Origin of the sequence: Bradyrhizobium sp. CCBAU 11386, from assembly GCF_028128955.1 — a bacterium.
In the GTDB taxonomy this organism is placed as follows: Bacteria; Pseudomonadota; Alphaproteobacteria; order Rhizobiales; family Xanthobacteraceae; genus Bradyrhizobium.
This window is the reverse complement of the sequence record NZ_LBKA01000239.1, coordinates 22,782-41,197: the sequence shown is the minus strand read 5'-3', so window position 1 is coordinate 41,197 and position 18,416 is coordinate 22,782. Positions and strand designations below refer to the sequence as shown.

Here is an 18,416-nt window from a genome sequence, read left to right as displayed (position 1 = left end):
AGGCCGCGCACCATCCGGGCTACGGCGCTTTGACGGCCATGTGAGTCCTGATATTCTGCACGCCGTCATGGCCATGCCATCGATCGTTGAACCAGAGCTGCCGAGAGGATGCGGATGAGAAGCGTGACGCTCTTGGCTCTCAGCCTCATGTTTGTCGGCGCATGGTCGTACGACAGCGCGAGAGGGCAGACTTCGGTCGCGCCGCCGGTTTCGCTTGCTCCGCCCAAGGCTTCGCCTCCACGGGCGAACGCCAAGAGCTCCCCCGCAGCGTCCGACAGGGTGTCGTCGACACCAGCGACTGGCGGACCTCCACAATCGCCGAATCCTGCAGCTGACTATGACGGCTTTAGCGCCGTCGACGACAATGACACTCCGGAGCAGACGACGCGAGCCACGACGTCGCGCGCAGCAAAGGGCTCCAAGCCCAATCCGGACACAGCCCAGCAATTGATCGATCAAGAAGATGAGGCTTTAAAGCGTAAGCTGACGATCTGCAAAAGCTGCAAGTAGGAGGCCACGAAGCGCTGATGCAATGGCTGGCGGATCCGTGCGGCTGGACGCCGGCGCTGCATACCTGACCTACCGCCTCCTTCGCACCCCCGCGCTTTACCCCTCTCCAAATTCCTGATCCTCTCTCCCCCAATCGGCCGGAGCAACCGGCCTCGCCAGGGAGAGAGACGCCATGAAGCTCGGCACCGCCATTGCGGAAATCATGAGGCGCGAGGGCATCGAGATCCTCTGCGGCTATCCGGTCAACCATCTGATCGAGCATGCGGCCAAGGCCGAGATCCGCCCGGTGATGGTGCGGCAGGAGCGCGTCGGCATCCACATGGCGGACGCGATCTCGCGCGTGACGTCGGGGCGCACGATCGGCGCGTTCTGCATGCAGCATGGACCCGGCGCGGAGAACGCGATGGGCGGCGTCGCGCAGTGCTTTGGCGAATCCGTGCCCGTGCTGGTGCTGCCGATGGGCTATCAGCGCCGGCTGGCACACATCGAGCCGAACTTCAATTCCAGCGAGGCGATGAAGCCGTTCGCGAAGTCCTCGGAGCCGATCATCCTGGCCGCGGAAGTCGCCAACATCTTCCGCCGTGCCTTCACGAAACTCAAGAACGGCCGCGGCGGGCCCGTGATCGTCGAAATCCCCTCCGACATGTGGAACGAGGAGGTGCCGGAACCGCTGAACTACACGCCGGTGCTGCGCACCCGCTACGGCGCCGATCCCGCGCATGTGAAGGAAGCAGCCGCTCTGCTCGTCAACGCCAAACGGCCGGTGATCTATGCCGGCCAGGGCGTGCACTATGCGCAGGCGTGGCCGCAACTGAAACGGCTGGCCGAGCGGCTCGCCATTCCCGTCACCACCAGCCTGGGAGGCAAGTCGTCGTTTCCAGAGACACACCCGCTGTCGCTCGGCTCCGGCGGTCTTGCGGTGCCGCGCGCAGTGCCGAAGTTCCTCAGCGAGGCCGATGTGATTTTCGGAATCGGCTGCTCCTTCACCGAGACCAGTTTTGGCATCGCGATGCCGAAGGGCAAGACCATCATCCATTCTACGCTCGATCCCAACCATCTCAACAAGGATGTGGAGGCCAGGATCGGCCTCGTCGGCGATGCCGGCCTCGTGCTCGATGCGCTGCTGGAGGAGATCGGCAAGACCGTCACGAAGGATCGCGACGCCTCGGCCGTCGCGGCGGAGATCGCCGCCTCTCACAAGGAGTGGCTGGCAAAGTGGATGCCGAAGCTGACCAGCAACGACGCGCCGCTGAACCCTTATCGGGTGCTGTGGGACCTCCAGCACACCGTCGACATCAACAACACCATCATCACCCATGATGCCGGCAGCCCACGCGACCAGCTCTCGCCGTTCTGGAAGGCGGTGGACCCCCTCTCCTATCTCGGCTGGGGCAAGACGACGCAACTCGGCTACGGCCTTGGCCTCGCGATGGGCGCCAAGCTGGCAAAGCCCGACAAGCTCTGCATCAATGTCTGGGGCGATGCGGCGATCGGTTTCACCGGCATGGATTTCGAGACCGCGGTGCGCGAGCGCATCCCGATCATGTCGATCCTGCTCAACAATTTCTCGATGGCGATCGAGTTGAAGGTGATGCCGGTCTCGACCGAGAAATATCGCTCGACCGACATTTCCGGCGACTATGCCGCGATGGCGCGCGCCTTCGGCGGCCATGGCGAACGCGTGACCAGACCGGAGGACATCATCCCGGCGATCAGGCGCGGCATCCAGAAGACGAAGGAAGGCGTGCCGGTGCTGCTGGAGTTCATCACCAGCAAGGAGACCGAGGTGTCGCGGCCGGGCACGTGAGGCAGCCGGGTCTCGGCGGCGGGACCGCGGGCGCTGGCTCCGGTCGCAGAAAATGTGATAATCCGGCCCGGTGCCGCGCCCGTCGCGGCACCAAGCCGGATTGCGAATGACCACCCCTTCCAACGATGTCGCCGGGATCGACGAGCTCAAACGGCAATTGCAGTCGGCCGCAGCCGAGAACACGCGGCTGCGCGATCGGCAAAACGCCAGCGCCGAGATCTTGCGCACCATCGCGGCCTCTCCCTCGGATGCCCGGCCGGTGTTCGCTGCGATCGCGTCCAGCTCGAAGCGCCTGCTCGACGGCTTCTCCGCCACCGTGCTTCAGTTCATCGGCGACGAGCTGCACCTCGTGGCGTTCACGCCGACCAGCTCGGACGCGGACGAAGGGCTGAAGGCATCGTTCCCGCGGCGGATCGAGGATTTTCCGACCTTTGCCCTCGTTCGCGGCGGCGAGACGATCCAGTTTCCCGACAGCGAGGCCGAGCACGTCCCGGAGCTGAACCGCAATCTGGCGCGGCTGCGCGGCTTCCGCAGCGTGCTCTTCATGCCGCTGATGAACCGGGGTAGGGCGGTCGGCATGATCAGCGTCACGCGCGCCGAGCCCGGCGCGTTCGCGCCCGATCTCGTACAGCTACTCCAGACCTTCACCGACCAGGCCGTGATCGCGATCGAGAATGCGCGGCTGTTCAACGAGACGAAGGAAACGCTGGAGCGCCAGACCGCCACCGCCGACATCTTGAAGGTGATGGCCGCCTCGCCGTCCGACGTGCAGCCGGTGTTCGACGCCATCGCCGCCAATGCCAACCGGCTGATCGGTGGCTTTTCCACGGCGGTGCTGCGCTATGTCGACGGCGCCGCGCACCTTGCGGCGTTCACGCCGACCGACCCGGCCGGCGATCGCGTGCTCCAGGCCTCGTTCCCGGTGCCGTTCGCACGGTTTCCGCCTTACCAGCTTGTGGCCAATGGTGCGGCGGCGCAATTGCCCGACACCGAGCTCGAGCCGGCCGCACGCGACATCGCGCGCGCCCGCGGCTACCGCAGCATGCTGTTCGCCCCCCTGATGAGCGAGGGCGAGGCCATCGGCGTCATCATCGCGACGCGCCGGGAGACCGGCGCGTTCGGCGAGCACCATGTCAGGCTGCTCCAGACCTTCGCGGACCAGGCCGTGATCGCGATCAAGAATGTCAGCCTGTTCAACGCGACGAAGGAAGCGCTGGAACGGCAGACCGCGACCGCCGACATCCTCAAGGTGATCGCGGCCTCGCCGGCGGACGTCACGCCGGTGTTCCAGGCGATCTCCGACAGTGCCAAGGCGCTCATTGGGGGACATTCCTCCACCGTCACCCGCCTCATCGACGGCATGCTGCATCTGGCCGCCTTCACCACCGACAACGAAGCCGGCAACGCCGATCTGCTCAGCTCCTTCCCGGCGCCGCTGTCGGCATCGGGCATCCACAGCCGGGTGGCGGCAAGCGGGGAATATGCGTTCCGCAGCGACATGCAGAACGAAGCCGATCTCACGGACGCCATGAAGGAGCTGGCGCGGACCAGAGGCTATCGCAGCATTCTGGTGGTGCCGATGCTGCGCGACGGCGCTGCGATCGGCACCATCGCCGTGACGCGCCCCGAGGCCGGCCATTTCCCGGACAAGGCGATCAACCTGCTCAAGACCTTTGCCGACCAGGCCGTGATCGCCATCGAGAACACGCGCCTGTTCAACGAGGTGCAGGACCGCACGCGGGAGCTCGCCAGATCGCTCGACGATTTGCGCGCAGCGCAGGACCGGCTGATCCAGACCGAGAAGCTTGCCTCCCTCGGTCAGCTCACCGCCGGCATCGCGCATGAGATCAAGAACCCGCTCAACTTCGTCAACAATTTTGCCTCGCTCTCCGCCGAGCTGACCGACGAGCTGAACGAGGTGCTCGCGCCCGTTCCGCTCGCCGGCGACGTCCGTGCGGAGGTGGACGAGCTGACCGCGCTCCTGAAGGACAATCTCGACAAGGTCGTGCAGCACGGTCGGCGCGCCGATTCCATCGTCAAGAACATGCTGCTGCATTCGCGCGAGGGCGGCGGCGAGCACCGGCTGAGCGACATCAACGCCCTGGTCGAGGAGAGCCTCAACCTTGCCTATCACGGCGCCCGCGCCGAGACGCCGCAGTTCGACGTGACGCTCAGGAGCGAGCTCGATCCGGCGGCCGGGCAGGCCGACGTGTTTCCGCAGGAGATCACCCGGGTGCTCTTGAACCTGATCTCGAACGGCTTCCACGCGGTCACCAAGCGCAAGGCCGATGGCGGCGCGTCCGGTTACGAGCCGGTGGTGATCGCGGCGACGCGCGACCGCGGCGACACCATCGAGATCCGCATCCGCGACAACGGCACCGGCATTGCGGACGAGGTCAGGGAGAAGATGTTCAATCCGTTCTTCACCACCAAGCCGGCCGGCGAAGGCACCGGCCTCGGGCTGTCGATGAGCCACGACATCGTAGTAAAGCAGCACGGCGGCACGATCGACGTCGCGACCGAGCCGGGCAAGTTCACCGAATTCACGATTCTGCTGCCGCGCAAGAGCAGCTTTTCAGACAAGACCAGAGGATAACGTCACCCGGGAGGCGTCTTCATGAATCTGGCGCGGCCCATTCGGCGACAACTCCTCTCGCTGTCCGGCGTCGGCCTCATGCTGGGTGCGCTATTCTTCGCGGCCGCGCTGACGCCGACGCTGATCCCGCGGAGCTACCTCACGCAAGGTGTCCTCGCCGGTGGCTGCTTTGCGATCGGCTATTTCGCCGGAATCCTGTGGCGCCGGCTGTGGCACTATCTCGAGCTGCCTGAGCCTTCGGCGCGGGCGCGATCGATTGTGAATGCGCTGGCCGCAGCAATCTGCCTGCTCATCGTCATCGTCTTCCTCTGGCGCGCCGCCGAATGGCAGAACTCGATCCGCACTGTCATGAAGATGGCTCCGGTCGAGACCGCACATCCACTCAAGGTCTGCGTCATCGCCGGGATCACGTTCGCAGTGCTGCTGGTGCTGGGGCGGCTGTTCGCGGTTGTCGTCCGCTTCCTCGCCGCGCGCGCGAGGCTCGTGATTCCGCGGAAGGTCGCCAACGTCCTCGGCGTGCTGGCCGCAGGCCTTCTGTTCTGGTCGATCGCCAGCAATGTCCTGGTCCGCACGGCGTTCAACGCGCTCGACTCCTCCTTCCGCGAGCTCGACGCCTTGCAAGAGCCCGAGCGGCCGCAACCGGCCGCCCCCGATCAAACAGGAAGTTCTGCGTCGCTGGTGAAGTGGACGGAGCTCGGGCGCATGGGGCGCCGGTTCATTGCCTCGGGCCCGACCGCGACGGAAATCGGCGCCGTTACGGGAGGGCTCGCGCAGAATCCTGTGCGCGTCTATGTAGGCCTCGGCAGCCGCGACACCGCGCAAGCGCGCGCCAGGCTCGCGCTCGAGGAGCTCAAGCGCCAGCACGGTTTCGAGCGAAAGATTCTGATCGTCATCACGCCGACCGGCACCGGCTGGATCGATCCGGCCGCGATGGACACGGTCGAATATCTCCATCATGGCGACGTCGCGAGCGTCGCGATGCAATATTCCTATCTCAACAGCCCGCTGTCGCTGCTGTTTCAGCCGGAATACGGCGCAGAGGCATCGGCTGCGCTGTTCGCGGAAATCTACGGCTACTGGACGAGCTTGCCGAAGGACAAGCGGCCAAAACTGTATCTGCACGGACTGAGCCTCGGCGCCATGAACTCGGAGAAATCCGCGGAGCTGTTCGAGACGATCGGGGATCCCATTGCCGGCGCGCTGTGGAGCGGGGCGCCATTCGAGAGCCGCATCTGGCGCTCGATCACCGCGAACCGCAATCCGGGGACGCCGGCCTGGCTGCCGGAATTCCGCGACGGCCGCTTCGTGCGTTTCATGAACCAGAACGGACCGACGGTGCCGGCAGATGCGCCCTGGGGTCCGATGCGCGTCGTCTATCTGCAATATGCCAGTGACGCGATCACGTTCTTTGCCTACCGCGACGCCTATCAGGCTCCGGCCTGGATGAGGGCGCCGCGTGGGCCCGACGTATCACCCGAGCTGCGATGGTATCCCATCGTCACGATGCTGCAGCTCGCCGTCGACATGGCGGTCGCGAACGGCACACCGATGGGCTTTGGCCATGTCTACGCACCCGAGCATTACGTCGATGCCTGGGTCGCGGTTACCGATGTCCGCGATTGGTCTGCCGACGCGCTGGCGCAGCTCAAGGAGCAGCTTGCTGCGAAAGCGCGGAAGACGGGCGCAGGCAATGCCGACGACGATCCCGATCGCGGCGGCTAGGCCCCTACTCGGCCATCTCCACCTGCGTTGCGACGGTCGGGCCTGCGAGCGGCCGCTCCTCCATCATGATCAGGCAGAGCGAGGCGGTGGTCATCAGCGCGGTGGCGGCGCCGAAGACGTAGCGGAACGCGTGCCGCATGTCGTCGGCGGGGATCGCAGGGATGCTGCCCGCCGCGTGATGCTCACCGGCGAGCGGAATGTCGGTGCCGAGCGCGATCAGCAGGATGGCGGCGAAGGCCGCGACCGTGAACGAGGACATCAGCGAGCGGAAGAAGTTCATCGCGCCGGTGATGGTGCCGACTTGCGGACGCGCGACCGAATTCTGCAGCGAGACCACGCAGACCGGGAAGGTCGTGCCGAGCCCGAGCGCGAACGCGGCCATCAGCGTCAGCAGGCCCCAGAGCGGCAAGGTGGTGAGCGTCAGGCCCAGCGCGCAGATCGCGGCCCAGGACGTGCCGACAATGGCGACGCGCTTGTAATGCTTGGCTCGCGCCATGGTGCGGCCGGCAATCGCCGCGCCGCAGGTCGAGACCGCCGCGAGCGGAATCAGCGCAAGCCCCGCCTCGCTGGCACTGAGGTGATAGACCGACTCGTAGTAAAGCGGGAGCTGCACGGTGAGGCCCGTGATCGCGCCGAGCCCGCAACCGCCGGCCGTCAGCGCGAACGGCGCCACCGATCCCGTCAGCAGCTTCAGCGGCAGGAACGGCTCGTCGGCGCGGCGCGCGTGCCAGACGAAGGTGACCGCGAGCGCGACAGCGCCGCCCACCATCGCAAGCACGGTCGGCGAGAGCCAGGCGTAGCGCGTGCCACCCCAGGCCAGCACCAGCATGAAGACGACGGCGGAGGCCATCAGCAGGACGCCGCCGAGCCAGTCGACCTTGCGCTTGCGGTGGAACACCGGAATCTTCTTCATCTTCGGCAGCAGCATCGCGATCGCCGCGGCGGCGAGCGGCAGATTGATCCAGAAGATCATCGACCAGTGCAGATGCTCGGCGAACACGCCGCCGATGACCGGGCCGAGGATGCCGCCGACCATCCAGACACTGGAGAAATAGGCCTGGTACTGGCCGCGCTCGCGCGGGCTCACGACGTCGGAGATCACCGTCTGCACCACAGGCATGATGCCGCCGCCGCCAAGCCCCTGGAGGCCGCGCGCGAGAATCAGCATCGGCATGTTCGGCGCGATCGCGCACAGCACCGAGCCCGCCACGAACAGGCTGAGCGAGATGATGATCATGACGCGGCGGCCGTAGATGTCGCTGAGCGTGCCGAACACCGGCGCGACCGCGGTCGAGGCGAGCAGATAGGCCGTGATCACCCAGGACAGGTTCGAGACGTCCTGGAACTGGCGCCCGATGGTCGGCAGTGCGGTCGCGACGATGGTCTGGTCGAGGGCTGCCAGGAACATCGTCAGCATCAGGCTGATCACGATGGTGCGGACCTCGTCGGAGGTCAGCGGCACCGGCGGCGCGATGGACGGCGCGTCATCGACGCTGATGACCTCGCTCGGAAGGCGGGACAGCTCTTCGGCAATGTCGTCGGGCAACGCCTGGATGTCGGCAGAACTGCTCTGCCGGTCGAACTTGTTCATCTCGATCGGAAGCCGTGGGGCGGCGCAACGCCGCGAAGGATTCGTTCTATGCAGCCCAATGTAGACAGCAAAGTTCTTCCCAGGCAGGCACCGCGGCGCATGGGTGCATCCCGCCGCCGGGTCATCCCGAACACGTGATCCGTGCGGCGGATCAGTCCTTCGGACGTCGCTTCAGGCGTGCCCGTTTCGGCAGCAGGGCCGGCCATTGCACGATGTGGTCCTCGAGATCCGCGTCCGGGATCTCCTCCTCGCTGCCCTCGACCCGGCCACGCACGGAGACGCCGGCTTCATGCACGGTGTTGGGATCACCGGATACCAGCGGATGCCACCAATAGAGGTCGCGCCCCTCGGCGACGAGCTTGTAGCCGCAGGACGGCGGCAGCCAGTTCAGGGTGCGGACATTGGCCGGGGTCAGGCGGACGCAGTCCGGAACCTTCTCGGAACGATTCGGGTAGTCCTTGCAGCCGCAGGTCCCGGCATCGAGCAGCTTGCAGCCGACATGGGTGAAATAGATGTCGCCGGTGTCCTCATCCTCGAGCTTGTTCAGGCAGCAGCGGCCGCAGCCGTCGCACAGGCTCTCCCATTCGTCCCCCGACATCTCTTCCAACGTCTTGGTTTTCCAGAAGAATCCTTCCTGGCCTGAAGGTCGTTTGGGAGCTGCGGTCATGCGCCTCAACAAGAGTTCGAAAGAGCTACGGTTAACCCCATCTAGGGCGTGTGCCTGCGATGCTGCAAGCAACGCCCCCGAGAGGCCCGTAATGAACCGGGGTCAATTAGGCCTGTTGTTCAAAATCGCGAGCCTGACCATTGGTTTATAGGCCCTGCTCGGCTAGAAGGAACAGCAAGTCCCCTCGGACGCGAACCGGGCGCCTTGGGTTTGCCGCAACATTCCCTCAAGACGTCTCGATGCCGCCCCGGCCGGGTGCTTGAACGCTTTCGAACCGAGCCTCAAGGGTTCTAGGTGCGCCAGATCATACCACCGCATTGGAAGCAGAAGGTCCGGAATTTCTTCCTGGATCTCGATGCGCGCATCGACTCCTCGCTGTTCTCCTCGGCCAAGGGCATCCGCGAGCTCTACGAGCGCTACTCGACCTTCATGGACCGCTTCTATGTCGGGCGGTGGAAGCGCTGGGTGTTCATCGAGCCGCTGTCGGAGGCCGCGACCCTCGGCCTCGGCGGCCTGGTCGTGATGCTCACGCTCGCCATCCCCGCCTTCCGCGAGACCGCGGACGAGGACTGGCTGAAGAAGTCCGATCTCGCGGTGAGCTTCCTCGACCGCTACGGCAACCCGATCGGCAGCCGCGGCATCAAGCACAACGACTCGATCCCGCTGGAAGATTTTCCTGATGTGCTGATCAAGGCGACGCTGGCGACCGAAGACCGCCGCTTCTACGAGCATTTCGGCATCGACATCGCCGGCACCGCGCGCGCTCTCGTCACCAACGCCCAGGCCGGCGGCGTCCGCCAGGGCGGCTCCTCGATCACACAGCAGCTCGCCAAGAACCTGTTCCTGAGCAACGAGCGCACCATCGAGCGCAAGGTCAACGAGGCGTTCCTCGCGGTCTGGCTGGAATGGCGCCTGACCAAGAACGAGATCCTCAAGCTCTATCTCGACCGCGCTTATATGGGCGGCGGCACCTTCGGCGTCGACGGCGCGGCGCATTTCTACTTCAACAAATCCGCGCGCGACGTGACGCTGGCGGAAGCGGCGATGCTCGCCGGCCTGTTCAAGGCGCCGACCAAATACGCCCCGCACATCAACCTGCCCGCCGCGCGTGCCCGCGCCAACGTCGTGCTCGACAATCTCGTCGATGCCGGCTTCATGACCGAGGGCCAGGTGTTCGGCGCCCGCCGCAACCCCGCCTTCGCGGTGGACCGCCGCGACGAGGCTTCGCCGAACTACTATCTCGACTACGCCTTCGACGAGATGCGCAAGCTGGTCGACACCTTCCCGAAGTCCTACACCGAGCGCGTCTTCGTGGTGCGCCTCGCGATCGACGCCAACGTGCAGAAGGCCGCGGAAGACGCGATCGAGAACCAGCTGCGCCAGTTCGGCCGCGACTATCACGCGACGCAGGCCGCGACCGTGGTGTCCGATCTCGACGGCGGCATCCGCGCCATGGTCGGCGGCCGCGACTACGGCGCCAGCCAGTTCAACCGCGCCACCGACGCCTATCGCCAGCCCGGCTCCTCGTTCAAGCCTTACGTCTACACCACCGCGCTTCTGAACGGCTTCACGCCGAACTCGATCGTGGTCGACGGCCCGGTCTGCATCGGCAATTGGTGTCCGCAGAACTATGGCCATTCCTATTCCGGCGCGGTGACGCTGACGCAGGCGATCACGCGCTCGATCAACGTCGTGCCGGTGAAGCTGTCGATCGCGATCGGGCAGAAGGAACAACCGAAGGCGCCCAACCCGGCCAAGATCGGCCGCGCCAAGATCGTCGAGGTCGCCCGCCGCTTCGGCCTCAAGGCGCCGCTGCCCGACACGCCGTCGCTGCCGATCGGCTCGGACGAAGTCACCGTGCTCGAGCACGCCGTCGCCTACGCGACCTTCCCCAATCGCGGCAAGTCGGTGACGCCGCATTCGGTGCTGGAAGTGCGCACCGGCGCCGGTGATCTCGTCTGGCGCTGGGACCGCGACGGCCCGAAGCCGAAGCAGGCCATTCCGCCGAACATCGCCGCCGACATGGCCGGCATGATGAGCCACGTCGTCAGCGAAGGCACCGCGCGCCGCGCCGCGCTCGACGGCATTCCGACCGCGGGCAAGACCGGCACGACCAATGCGTATCGCGATGCCTGGTTCGTCGGCTACACCGGCAATTTCACCTGCGCGGTCTGGTACGGCAATGACGACTATTCGCCGACCAACCGCATGACCGGCGGCTCGCTGCCGGCGCAGACCTGGCACGACATCATGGTCGCGGCGCATCAGGGCGTCGAGGTCCGGGAAATCCCCGGCATCGGCATGGGCCAGAAGCTGCCGTCACAGCCGATGGCCGCGCAAGCCAATGCCGCGCCGAAGGTGCTGGAGACCAAGCCCGGCCCGCCGCCCGTGCTGACCAAGCGCGGCGCCGACATCCTGGTGCGCGTCGAGAAGCTGCTGGATGACGCGGCCAAGACAGCGAACAAGTCGGGCGCCAACGACGGCAAGCCAGCCTCGTCGACGAGCGCGCTCGCCTTCCCGCAGAACTATGCGGAAGAGAATGCGAATGCATCCGCCCCGCGCAAGAACTGATCGAAACCCGTGCGGCTGATCCTGACCACATTGACGGCCCTCCTGCTCGCGACCGTAGTGGGTGTGGGCGCGACCTGGATGACGACGACGCGCGGCACCGAGATCGGCGCGCTGACCATCGGCCCCTGGACCGCGCGCCCGCGCACCGGCACCGCCGACGTCGATCCTTATTCGCGCGCCACCATCGTGCGCAACGGCGAGCTACCGATCGGCACCGGCGACGGCGTCGCCTTCACCGCGACCGCCGACGACAAGAAGAAGGCGCTCGACGGCCGCTGCGACGTCGTGGTCTCCGGCGTGACGCCGCCGGCGCGGTTCTGGACGCTGACGCTGTACGACCGCAAGGGCCATCTCGTCGCCAATTCGCTGCAGCGCTACGGCTTCACCAGCCAGGAGATCGTGCGGCAGTCCGACGGCACCTTCGAGATCCGGATCGCCTCGCGCTCGCGCGCCGGCAACTGGCTGCCGACCGGCGGCATCGAGCGCTACGCGCTGATGCTGCGCCTCTACGACACCCCGGTCGGCGTTGCGACGCGCACCCAGCGCGATGCGCCGATGCCGACGATCTCGACGGTGGGCTGCTCATGATCCGGCTCGTCTTCACCATCGTCGCGGGCGTGGTGCTGGGCCTCGTGGTCCATCTCGTCAGCGTGCTGGCGCTGCCGCGGATCGCGACGCAGGACGCCTATTCGCGGCTGACGCCGATGACGAAGCTCAACGGCGTCACGCAGCTTCCCCTCGCCGATCCCAACACCTCGCCGATGCCGTTCATGGACCCGGCCTTTGCGCTGGCGATCTGCCGCTACGACCTCACGGGCGGGCCGATCAAGCTCACCGTGCCGGTGAGCCAGGCCTACACCTCGGTGTCGTTCTACACCCGCAACGAGATCGCCTATTACGCCATCAACGACCGCTCCGCGGGCAAGAAGGTGATCGAGCTCGACCTGATGACGGAAGCGCAGCACAACGAGCTGCCGGAGGACGAGGAGATCACCGCGGCCGACCGCCTGATCATCGATTCCCCTGCTACCACCGGCCTGATCGTCATGAAGGCCCTCGCCGCCGAGCCCGGCCTGATGCCGCAGGCGCAAGCGACGCTTGCGGCGGCCACCTGCGCCCCGCAGACCGAGCCGCCGGCCAAGGCCGAGGCGCCGCGCGGACGGCGGTGAGCGGGCTGTTTCGGCTGGCGCGAAACAAAAACTGAAAAAACAACCCCATGCACAGTAGCGGGGGCATTGAAATCATTTGTTGTTTTGAGTTCGCGCCAAACCCGCTTCTCGTACAAGCGCATCCGCGCCGGAGCGCCGCGATGTTGAGCTTTGACACGTCGGGCAAAACACTGGCATAGTGGCATCATCGAAAGTTCGTAACACCCGCGCGGAGCAGTCCGCCGCGGGTTTTTTCGTGTCGGAGCCTAGAATTGGATTTGGATGCCAGGCTCCCGCAAGCATACGAATTCGCAGTCGCGTGCCGCCACCTTCCTGAAACCTGACGCCGCTCCCAATCAATGGATGATCTGGTTGAGGAAACCCCTCGCCCGCTCCGTACTCGGCGCCCGGAAGAAGGTTTCAGGATCAGCTTCCTCGACGATGGTGCCGCGATCCATGAAGACCACCCGGTCGGCGATCTCGCGGGCAAAGCCCATCTCGTGCGTGACGCAGACCATGGTGATTCCGTCCCGCGCCAACTCCACCATGGTGTCGAGCACCTCCTTGACCATCTCCGGATCGAGCGCGGAGGTCGGCTCGTCGAACAGCATGATCTTCGGCTGCATGCAGAGGGCGCGTGCGATGGCAACGCGCTGCTGCTGGCCGCCGGAGAGCTGTCCCGGATATTTGTTCGCCTGATCGTGGATGCGCACCTTCCGCAAGAGGCCAACGGCACGCTCGTGCGCCTCCACGCGGGAAAGGCCACGCACCTTGATCGGCGCCAGCATGCAGTTCTCGACGACCGAGAGATGCGGAAACAGGTTGAAGCTCTGGAACACCATGCCCACTTCGCGGCGGACGCTGTTGATATCGGCCATCCGGTCCGTCAGCTCGACACCATCGACGACGATCCGGCCGGCGTCATGCTTCTCGATATGGTTGATGCAACGGATCAGCGTCGATTTTCCCGAGCCCGAGGGACCGCAAAGGACGATCTTCTCGCCGGTCGTGACGCTGAGATTGATGTCATTCAGGGCCGTGAAATGTCCGAACCGCTTCACGAGGCCCTCCACGGCGACGATGGCCTGACATCGGCTCATCTCATTCACGGCGATCTCCTGAACCATCTTCATCTCCTAAAACCGCGCTTCTCGTGCGATTCCCTAGCGGCGCGCTCCGGCGATCGCATAGCGCTTGCGCAGCAACGCAACGCCTTGCGATGCCGCCGAACTGATGGCGAGGTAGACCACGACGACCACGAGATACATCTCGACGAGACGGCCGTTGAGCTGCGCGAGCTTCGAGGCCGCGCCGAGCAGGTCGGTGAGCGAAAGCACGTAGACCAGCGAGGTGTCCTGGAACAGGATGATGGTCTGGCTCAGGATGATCGGGCTCGCCACGCGGAGCACCTGCGGCAGGATCACGCTCCGATAGGTCTCGAAGGTGGACAATGCGAGCGCCTGGCACGCCTCGAACTGCCCCCGGTTCACGGCGCGCAATCCGACGCGAATGATCTCCGAATAGTAGGCCGCCTCGAACAGACCAAAGGTGATGAAGGCCGTCCAGGTGGCGCCGATCGGAATCGGGCGACCGTTGCCGGCGAGATGGCCGAGCACGATCGGCACCAGGAAAAAGAACCAGAACAGGACGAGGATCAGCGGGATCGAGCGGATCAGGGCGATGTAGCCGCGCACGACCTTCCCGATCACGGGCACCTCGAAGTGCTGTAACAGCGCAAAGCAGGTGCCCAGGATCATGCCGACCACGAAGGCCACCGCGGTGAGTGCGAGCGAAAACAGCAATCCGGACCAGAGATAGGGCCACGCCTGCAGAACGATCGAGAAATCGAGGCTGTTCATTTCACGACCTCCATCCCCGCGGGCAACGAGCCGGTGGGCTGGACATCGTCCGCCAGGCTCGGTTCGATCGCATCCTCCGCCCGCGCGGTGCCGGGGATGCGCACAGCCCTGTCGATCAGCGCCATCCCCTGATAGGCGATCAGCGCCAGCGCGAGATAGATCAAGGTCGCAGCGCCGAAAGCCGTGAAGGTCTGGAACGTCGCCTCGCTGATCTGGCGCGCCTGCGCCGTGAGCTCCATCAGCCCGATGGTCAGCGCGACCGAGGTGTTCTTGTAGATGCCCATCACCTCGCTGGTCAGGCTCGGCACGATCAAACGCAGCGCCTGCGGCACGATGATATGGCGGTAGGTCAGATTGCCGGTGAGCCCGAGTGCGCTTGCCGCCTCGATCTGCCCTCTCGGCAGGGCCTCGATCCCGGCCCGAACCTGCTCGGCGATCCGGGCCGCGGTGTAGAGGCCGAGGCACACCAGCGCCGGGAAGAATGACCCCCAGGGCGGCGGAATCTGCTTGATGACGTTTCCGAGCGCGACGGGAAGAATCTCCGGCAGGACGAAGTACCAGAGAAACATCTGCGCCAGGACGGGGATGTTGCGGAAGATTTCCACATACAGGCGCGCAAGCGCCGCGATGGCCCGGTTCTGCACGGTGCGGCCGATCCCGACGACGATCCCGATCGCAAAGGCGATCCACCAGCCGAAGAAAGCCAGGGCCAGGGTCCAGCCGAGGCCCGACAGAAGCCAGTCGATATAGCGCTGGCCATCCGCCGTCTGTTCAAAAAGCACTGCGAACATGGCGAACCTCGAGGCTCCGGATGCGAGAGAGGATCAGCGTGCGGACAAATTCCCCGGTATGATGCTCCGACTAATCGACCGCGTCGCTCGGATGCGCGCGATCCGGTCCCTGAGTTCGTCCGTCAGCGGGAAAGCGAGGTTTTCGCCCTTGGGCGGAATCGCCCGGGTGAACCACTTCGCATAGGTCTTTTCGAACTGACCCGACGCCATCTGCTTCGACAGAACGTCGTCGACGAGCGCCTTGAAGCCGGCATCGCCCTTGGTGAACATCAGGCCATAATAGATCTTGGCATAGCCCTCGGGGAGGAAGATCAGCGCATCCGGTTTGGGCGCTGCGGCCTTGAGGCCGGCAAGAAGGATATCGTCCTCCATGAAGGCGGCCGCGCGGCCGGTATTCAGCATCAGGAAGGATTCCGCGTGGTCTTTCGCCTGGACGATGTTGAAGCCGAGCTGCGCCTTGGCATTCACGCCCTGCGCGAAGCCGACGGCATTGGAGCCCTGGGTCACGACGATCGTCTTGCCCTTGAGGTCGCCGGCCACCTTCACGCCGCTGTCCGCCTTGACCAGCCAGCGCGGCTGGCTGACGAAAGTGGCGACCGAGAACGAGACCTGCTCCTGCCGCTTCCTGTCGTTTGCCGTACCCCCGCACTCGATGTCGACGGTGCCGCTTTGTATGAGCGGGATCCGGTTGGACGAGTTCACCGGCGTGTAATTGACGGCGAGATTGGGCAGGTTGAGCTCCGCCTTGACGCGCTCCACAATTGCAGCGCAGAGGTCCAGCGAAAAGCCGATCGGCTTTTGATCGGGACCGAGATACGAGAACGGAATGGAGGCCTCGCGGTGGCCGATGGTGATGGCACCGCTCGACTTGATCTTGGCGAGCGTGGGACTGTCGGCCGCGATCGACGGTCCAGCGAGGATGCCGACGGCCGCAAGGCCGGACAGAACGCCCAATACACGCGCAAAACTCGTCATGTGCATCTCCCCTCTGAAGAACAGCCTAGGCGGCCCTGGACGACGGCTTCACGCCGCGCCGCTTGATGATGTCGATCAGGCGATCGACATCGGCGAAAACGTTGAACATCCCGAATGACACGCGGATGCCATCGCGCTCCGGCGACACGCGGATGCCATTCTGCTCGAAATGACCGAGCCATTCGGCCGCAGGGAGCGCGATGACGTAGATGTGCGGCGCGCGGTGCTGCCGATCGCGGGGACCGACGAGACGAACGTCCAGCGCGTCGAGCCCCGCGATGAGATGATCGCCGAGATCGAGACAATGGTTCTGAATATTCTGCACGCCCAGCGCTTCGATCATGTCGAGGGAGGCACCGAGCGCATGGATCGCCGGAAGATTGAAGTTGCCGAGTTCGAAGCGGCGCGCGTTCGGGGCAAGCTCAAGCTGGTCGGGCCGGGCGATGAGATCGGCCGGAACTTCCGCAAGGCTGGCGGCAGCGAGATAGGCAGGCTCGAGCTCGATCCTCGATTTGTCCCAATACAGGAGCCCGAGCCCCTGCGGCACGAGCAATCCCTTGTGGCTGCCCGATCCGATAAAGCTCGCGCGCATGGCTTTCGCATCGATCGGCACGACGCCGATCGCCTGCATCACGTCGACGACGAAATAGAGCCCCTTCTCGTCGCAGAGGGCGCCGATGCTTTCGATGTCGAAGCGATGGCCGGCGTGGAAGGTCACCTGCGACATCGAGACCGCCCGCGTGCTCGCATCGATGTACGGACGAAGGCTTTCGGCGTTCACGACCTCCGTCATCGGCACGAATTCAACCGTCACGCCCTTGCGCCGCAGATTGAGGAACGCATAGGCGTTGTTCGGATGATCGCCGTGGATCATCAGGACCTTGTCGCCGGCGCGCAGGGGCAGCGCGTTGGCGGCGATGTTCATGCTTTCCGAGGTGTTCTTGGTGAAGGCGATCTCATCGGCCGAGGCGCCAAGAAACCGCGCCAGCTTCTTGCGGGTCTGCTCGACGCGGTCGAGCCACACGCTCTTCGGGCCGGCCGTCTCGAAGCCCTCGCTGAGGAAGAGATCGATCGCCGCCTTGACCGGGCGCGCGAGCGGCGTCTGGAAGCCGGAGTCGAGATAGGTGATGCGCTCGACAGCCGGAAACTCCTTCCGCACGGCATCGACGTCGTAATGGCGAGACATCCCACTCTCCTGATGAGCGCACCCGGCAGGGCTCTGGCTGCGCTGCACAAATCCTGATCACCTTTCGGCGACGCCAACGATATGAGCAATCCGCCGGATCGGCCAAGAGTAATTTTCATATTTCAATAGTATTTATTCCGAAACATGATAATTATTTAGAGCGTCAATCGAGGACGGGCAGATGCAGCAAACCAATTCCGACGGACCACTCGACCGGGCATTCGCCATCGTTGGCCATGTCGCGGGTCAAGTCAGAGCTGTCTCGGTCGCAGAAATCGCCAATGCGCTGGCTCTCCCGCTGCCCACCGCGCATCGTCTCATCGGGAATCTGGAGCAGCGCGGGCTTCTCCAGAAAGCCCTGGGCACGAAGCGCTACGTGGTCGGCAACCAACTGGTCACGCTGTCGGCCAAGGTTATCGGCGCAGCTTTCCGGACCGCGCGCCGGCACGCCGTGCTCCGCGCAGTCGCGGCTGAAATCGGCGAACAATGCGAGATCGGTGTCGTCCGAGACAATGTCGTTGCCTATGTCGACAGCGTCCGCGTGTCGCAACCGCAGGGGCTTCAATTCAATCCGGGCGAAGCGGCACCGCTCCACTGCACATCGACCGGCAAGATCTACATGAGCCGATTGCCGGAACGAGCGCGCGAGAAGCTGTGCCGCGCACTCACGCTCACCAAATACACCGAGACGACCATCGTCGACGTCGAAAGCCTGATGAAGGTCCTCGACGAGACCCGCAAACGCGGCTGGGCCAAGACCAATGAAGAATATGTGCGGGGGGTCGTCGGCTGCGCTGTTCCCATCCTGTCTCCGGATCGCGAACTGATCGCGTGCCTGGGCGTCTCCGTTCCCGTGGCACGCGTGAGCTTCGCCGAGTTGGACCGGTTCATAGCTCCACTGCAGAAAGCCGCTGCGCTGCTATCGGAGACAATCCTCCAGGCCGACGATGACGGCGCAAGCGATGCATCCTGATCTGTCTCGCTCGGTCCAGT

Annotated in this window: 13 protein-coding genes and 2 pseudogenes; 8 read left to right on the top strand and 7 right to left on the bottom strand. The window is 65.0% G+C overall.

Features of this window, described 5'->3' with window-relative positions; translation table 11 throughout:
* Positions 1 to 114 precede the first annotated feature (114 nt).
* The 4 genes and pseudogenes from XI09_RS25920 (at position 115) to XI09_RS25905 (ending at position 6,635) form a co-directional block, all read left to right on the top strand.
* Positions 115 to 510 carry a hypothetical protein gene (locus tag XI09_RS25920; protein WP_271569367.1) on the top strand — a complete coding sequence of 132 codons (396 nt, stop codon included), beginning with the start codon at positions 115 to 117 and terminating at the stop codon, positions 508 to 510.
* 148 nt (positions 511 to 658) lie between these two features.
* Positions 659 to 2,317 (top strand): annotated as a pseudogene (locus tag XI09_RS25915) (thiamine pyrophosphate-requiring protein); the annotation flags it as partial.
* A gap of 106 nt (positions 2,318 to 2,423) precedes the next feature.
* Positions 2,424 to 4,913, top strand: a complete 2,490-nt coding sequence (locus XI09_RS25910; protein WP_271569366.1) for a GAF domain-containing sensor histidine kinase — start codon at positions 2,424 to 2,426, stop codon at positions 4,911 to 4,913.
* A 21-nt stretch (positions 4,914 to 4,934) separates the two neighbouring features.
* Positions 4,935 to 6,635: an alpha/beta hydrolase gene (locus tag XI09_RS25905; protein WP_271569365.1), complete on the top strand. Its 1,701-nt coding sequence runs from the start codon at positions 4,935 to 4,937 to the stop codon at positions 6,633 to 6,635.
* A gap of 4 nt (positions 6,636 to 6,639) precedes the next feature.
* Here the strand turns inward: XI09_RS25905 and XI09_RS25900 are convergent, their stop codons facing one another.
* Positions 6,640 to 8,226 (bottom strand): MDR family MFS transporter, encoded by a 1,587-nt coding sequence (locus tag XI09_RS25900; protein WP_271569364.1) that lies wholly within the window; start codon positions 8,224 to 8,226, stop codon positions 6,640 to 6,642.
* 151 nt (positions 8,227 to 8,377) lie between these two features.
* Positions 8,378 to 8,893, bottom strand: a complete 516-nt coding sequence (locus tag XI09_RS25895) for a YcgN family cysteine cluster protein (RefSeq protein WP_271569363.1) — start codon at positions 8,891 to 8,893, stop codon at positions 8,378 to 8,380.
* Between the two features lie 294 nt (positions 8,894 to 9,187).
* Here XI09_RS25895 and XI09_RS25890 point away from each other — a divergent pair, with 294 nt between their 5' ends.
* The 3 genes from XI09_RS25890 to XI09_RS25880 are packed head-to-tail and all read left to right on the top strand — an operon-like array spanning position 9,188 to position 12,633.
* Positions 9,188 to 11,464: a transglycosylase domain-containing protein gene (locus XI09_RS25890; protein WP_271569362.1), complete on the top strand. Its 2,277-nt coding sequence runs from the start codon at positions 9,188 to 9,190 to the stop codon at positions 11,462 to 11,464.
* A gap of 9 nt (positions 11,465 to 11,473) precedes the next feature.
* Positions 11,474 to 12,052 (top strand): DUF1214 domain-containing protein, encoded by a 579-nt coding sequence (locus XI09_RS25885; protein WP_027547263.1) that lies wholly within the window; start codon positions 11,474 to 11,476, stop codon positions 12,050 to 12,052.
* Positions 12,049 to 12,633 carry a DUF1254 domain-containing protein gene (locus XI09_RS25880; RefSeq protein ID WP_271569361.1) on the top strand — a complete coding sequence of 195 codons (585 nt, stop codon included), beginning with the start codon at positions 12,049 to 12,051 and terminating at the stop codon, positions 12,631 to 12,633. Before XI09_RS25885 ends, XI09_RS25880 begins: the two co-directional genes overlap by 4 nt.
* A 335-nt stretch (positions 12,634 to 12,968) precedes the next feature.
* On the opposite strand, the gene XI09_RS25875 is transcribed toward XI09_RS25880, so the two are convergent.
* From XI09_RS25875 to XI09_RS25855, 5 genes and pseudogenes are all read right to left on the bottom strand, one after another.
* The gene (locus tag XI09_RS25875; protein ID WP_271569360.1) at positions 12,969 to 13,739 is read right to left on the bottom strand and encodes an amino acid ABC transporter ATP-binding protein; all 771 of its coding nucleotides are present in this window, start codon (positions 13,737 to 13,739) and stop codon (positions 12,969 to 12,971) included.
* A gap of 36 nt (positions 13,740 to 13,775) precedes the next feature.
* On the bottom strand, positions 13,776 to 14,471 hold the full coding sequence (locus XI09_RS25870) for an amino acid ABC transporter permease (RefSeq protein ID WP_027547266.1): 696 nt from the start codon (positions 14,469 to 14,471) through the stop codon (positions 13,776 to 13,778).
* On the bottom strand, positions 14,468 to 15,262 hold the full coding sequence (locus XI09_RS25865) for an amino acid ABC transporter permease (RefSeq protein WP_271569359.1): 795 nt from the start codon (positions 15,260 to 15,262) through the stop codon (positions 14,468 to 14,470). The genes XI09_RS25870 and XI09_RS25865 overlap by 4 nt, the downstream gene beginning before the upstream one ends.
* A 70-nt stretch (positions 15,263 to 15,332) precedes the next feature.
* Positions 15,333 to 16,243: pseudogene (locus XI09_RS25860) on the bottom strand (amino acid ABC transporter substrate-binding protein).
* 19 nt (positions 16,244 to 16,262) lie between these two features.
* A complete protein-coding gene (locus XI09_RS25855; protein WP_271569358.1) occupies positions 16,263 to 17,423 on the bottom strand; it encodes an aminotransferase class V-fold PLP-dependent enzyme in 1,161 nt (386 codons plus the stop codon).
* Positions 17,424 to 17,604: 181 nt separating this feature from the next.
* On the opposite strand from XI09_RS25855, the gene XI09_RS25850 reads away from it, so the two are divergent.
* Positions 17,605 to 18,396, top strand: a complete 792-nt coding sequence (locus tag XI09_RS25850) for an IclR family transcriptional regulator (protein WP_271569357.1) — start codon at positions 17,605 to 17,607, stop codon at positions 18,394 to 18,396.
* Positions 18,397 to 18,416 lie beyond the last annotated feature (20 nt).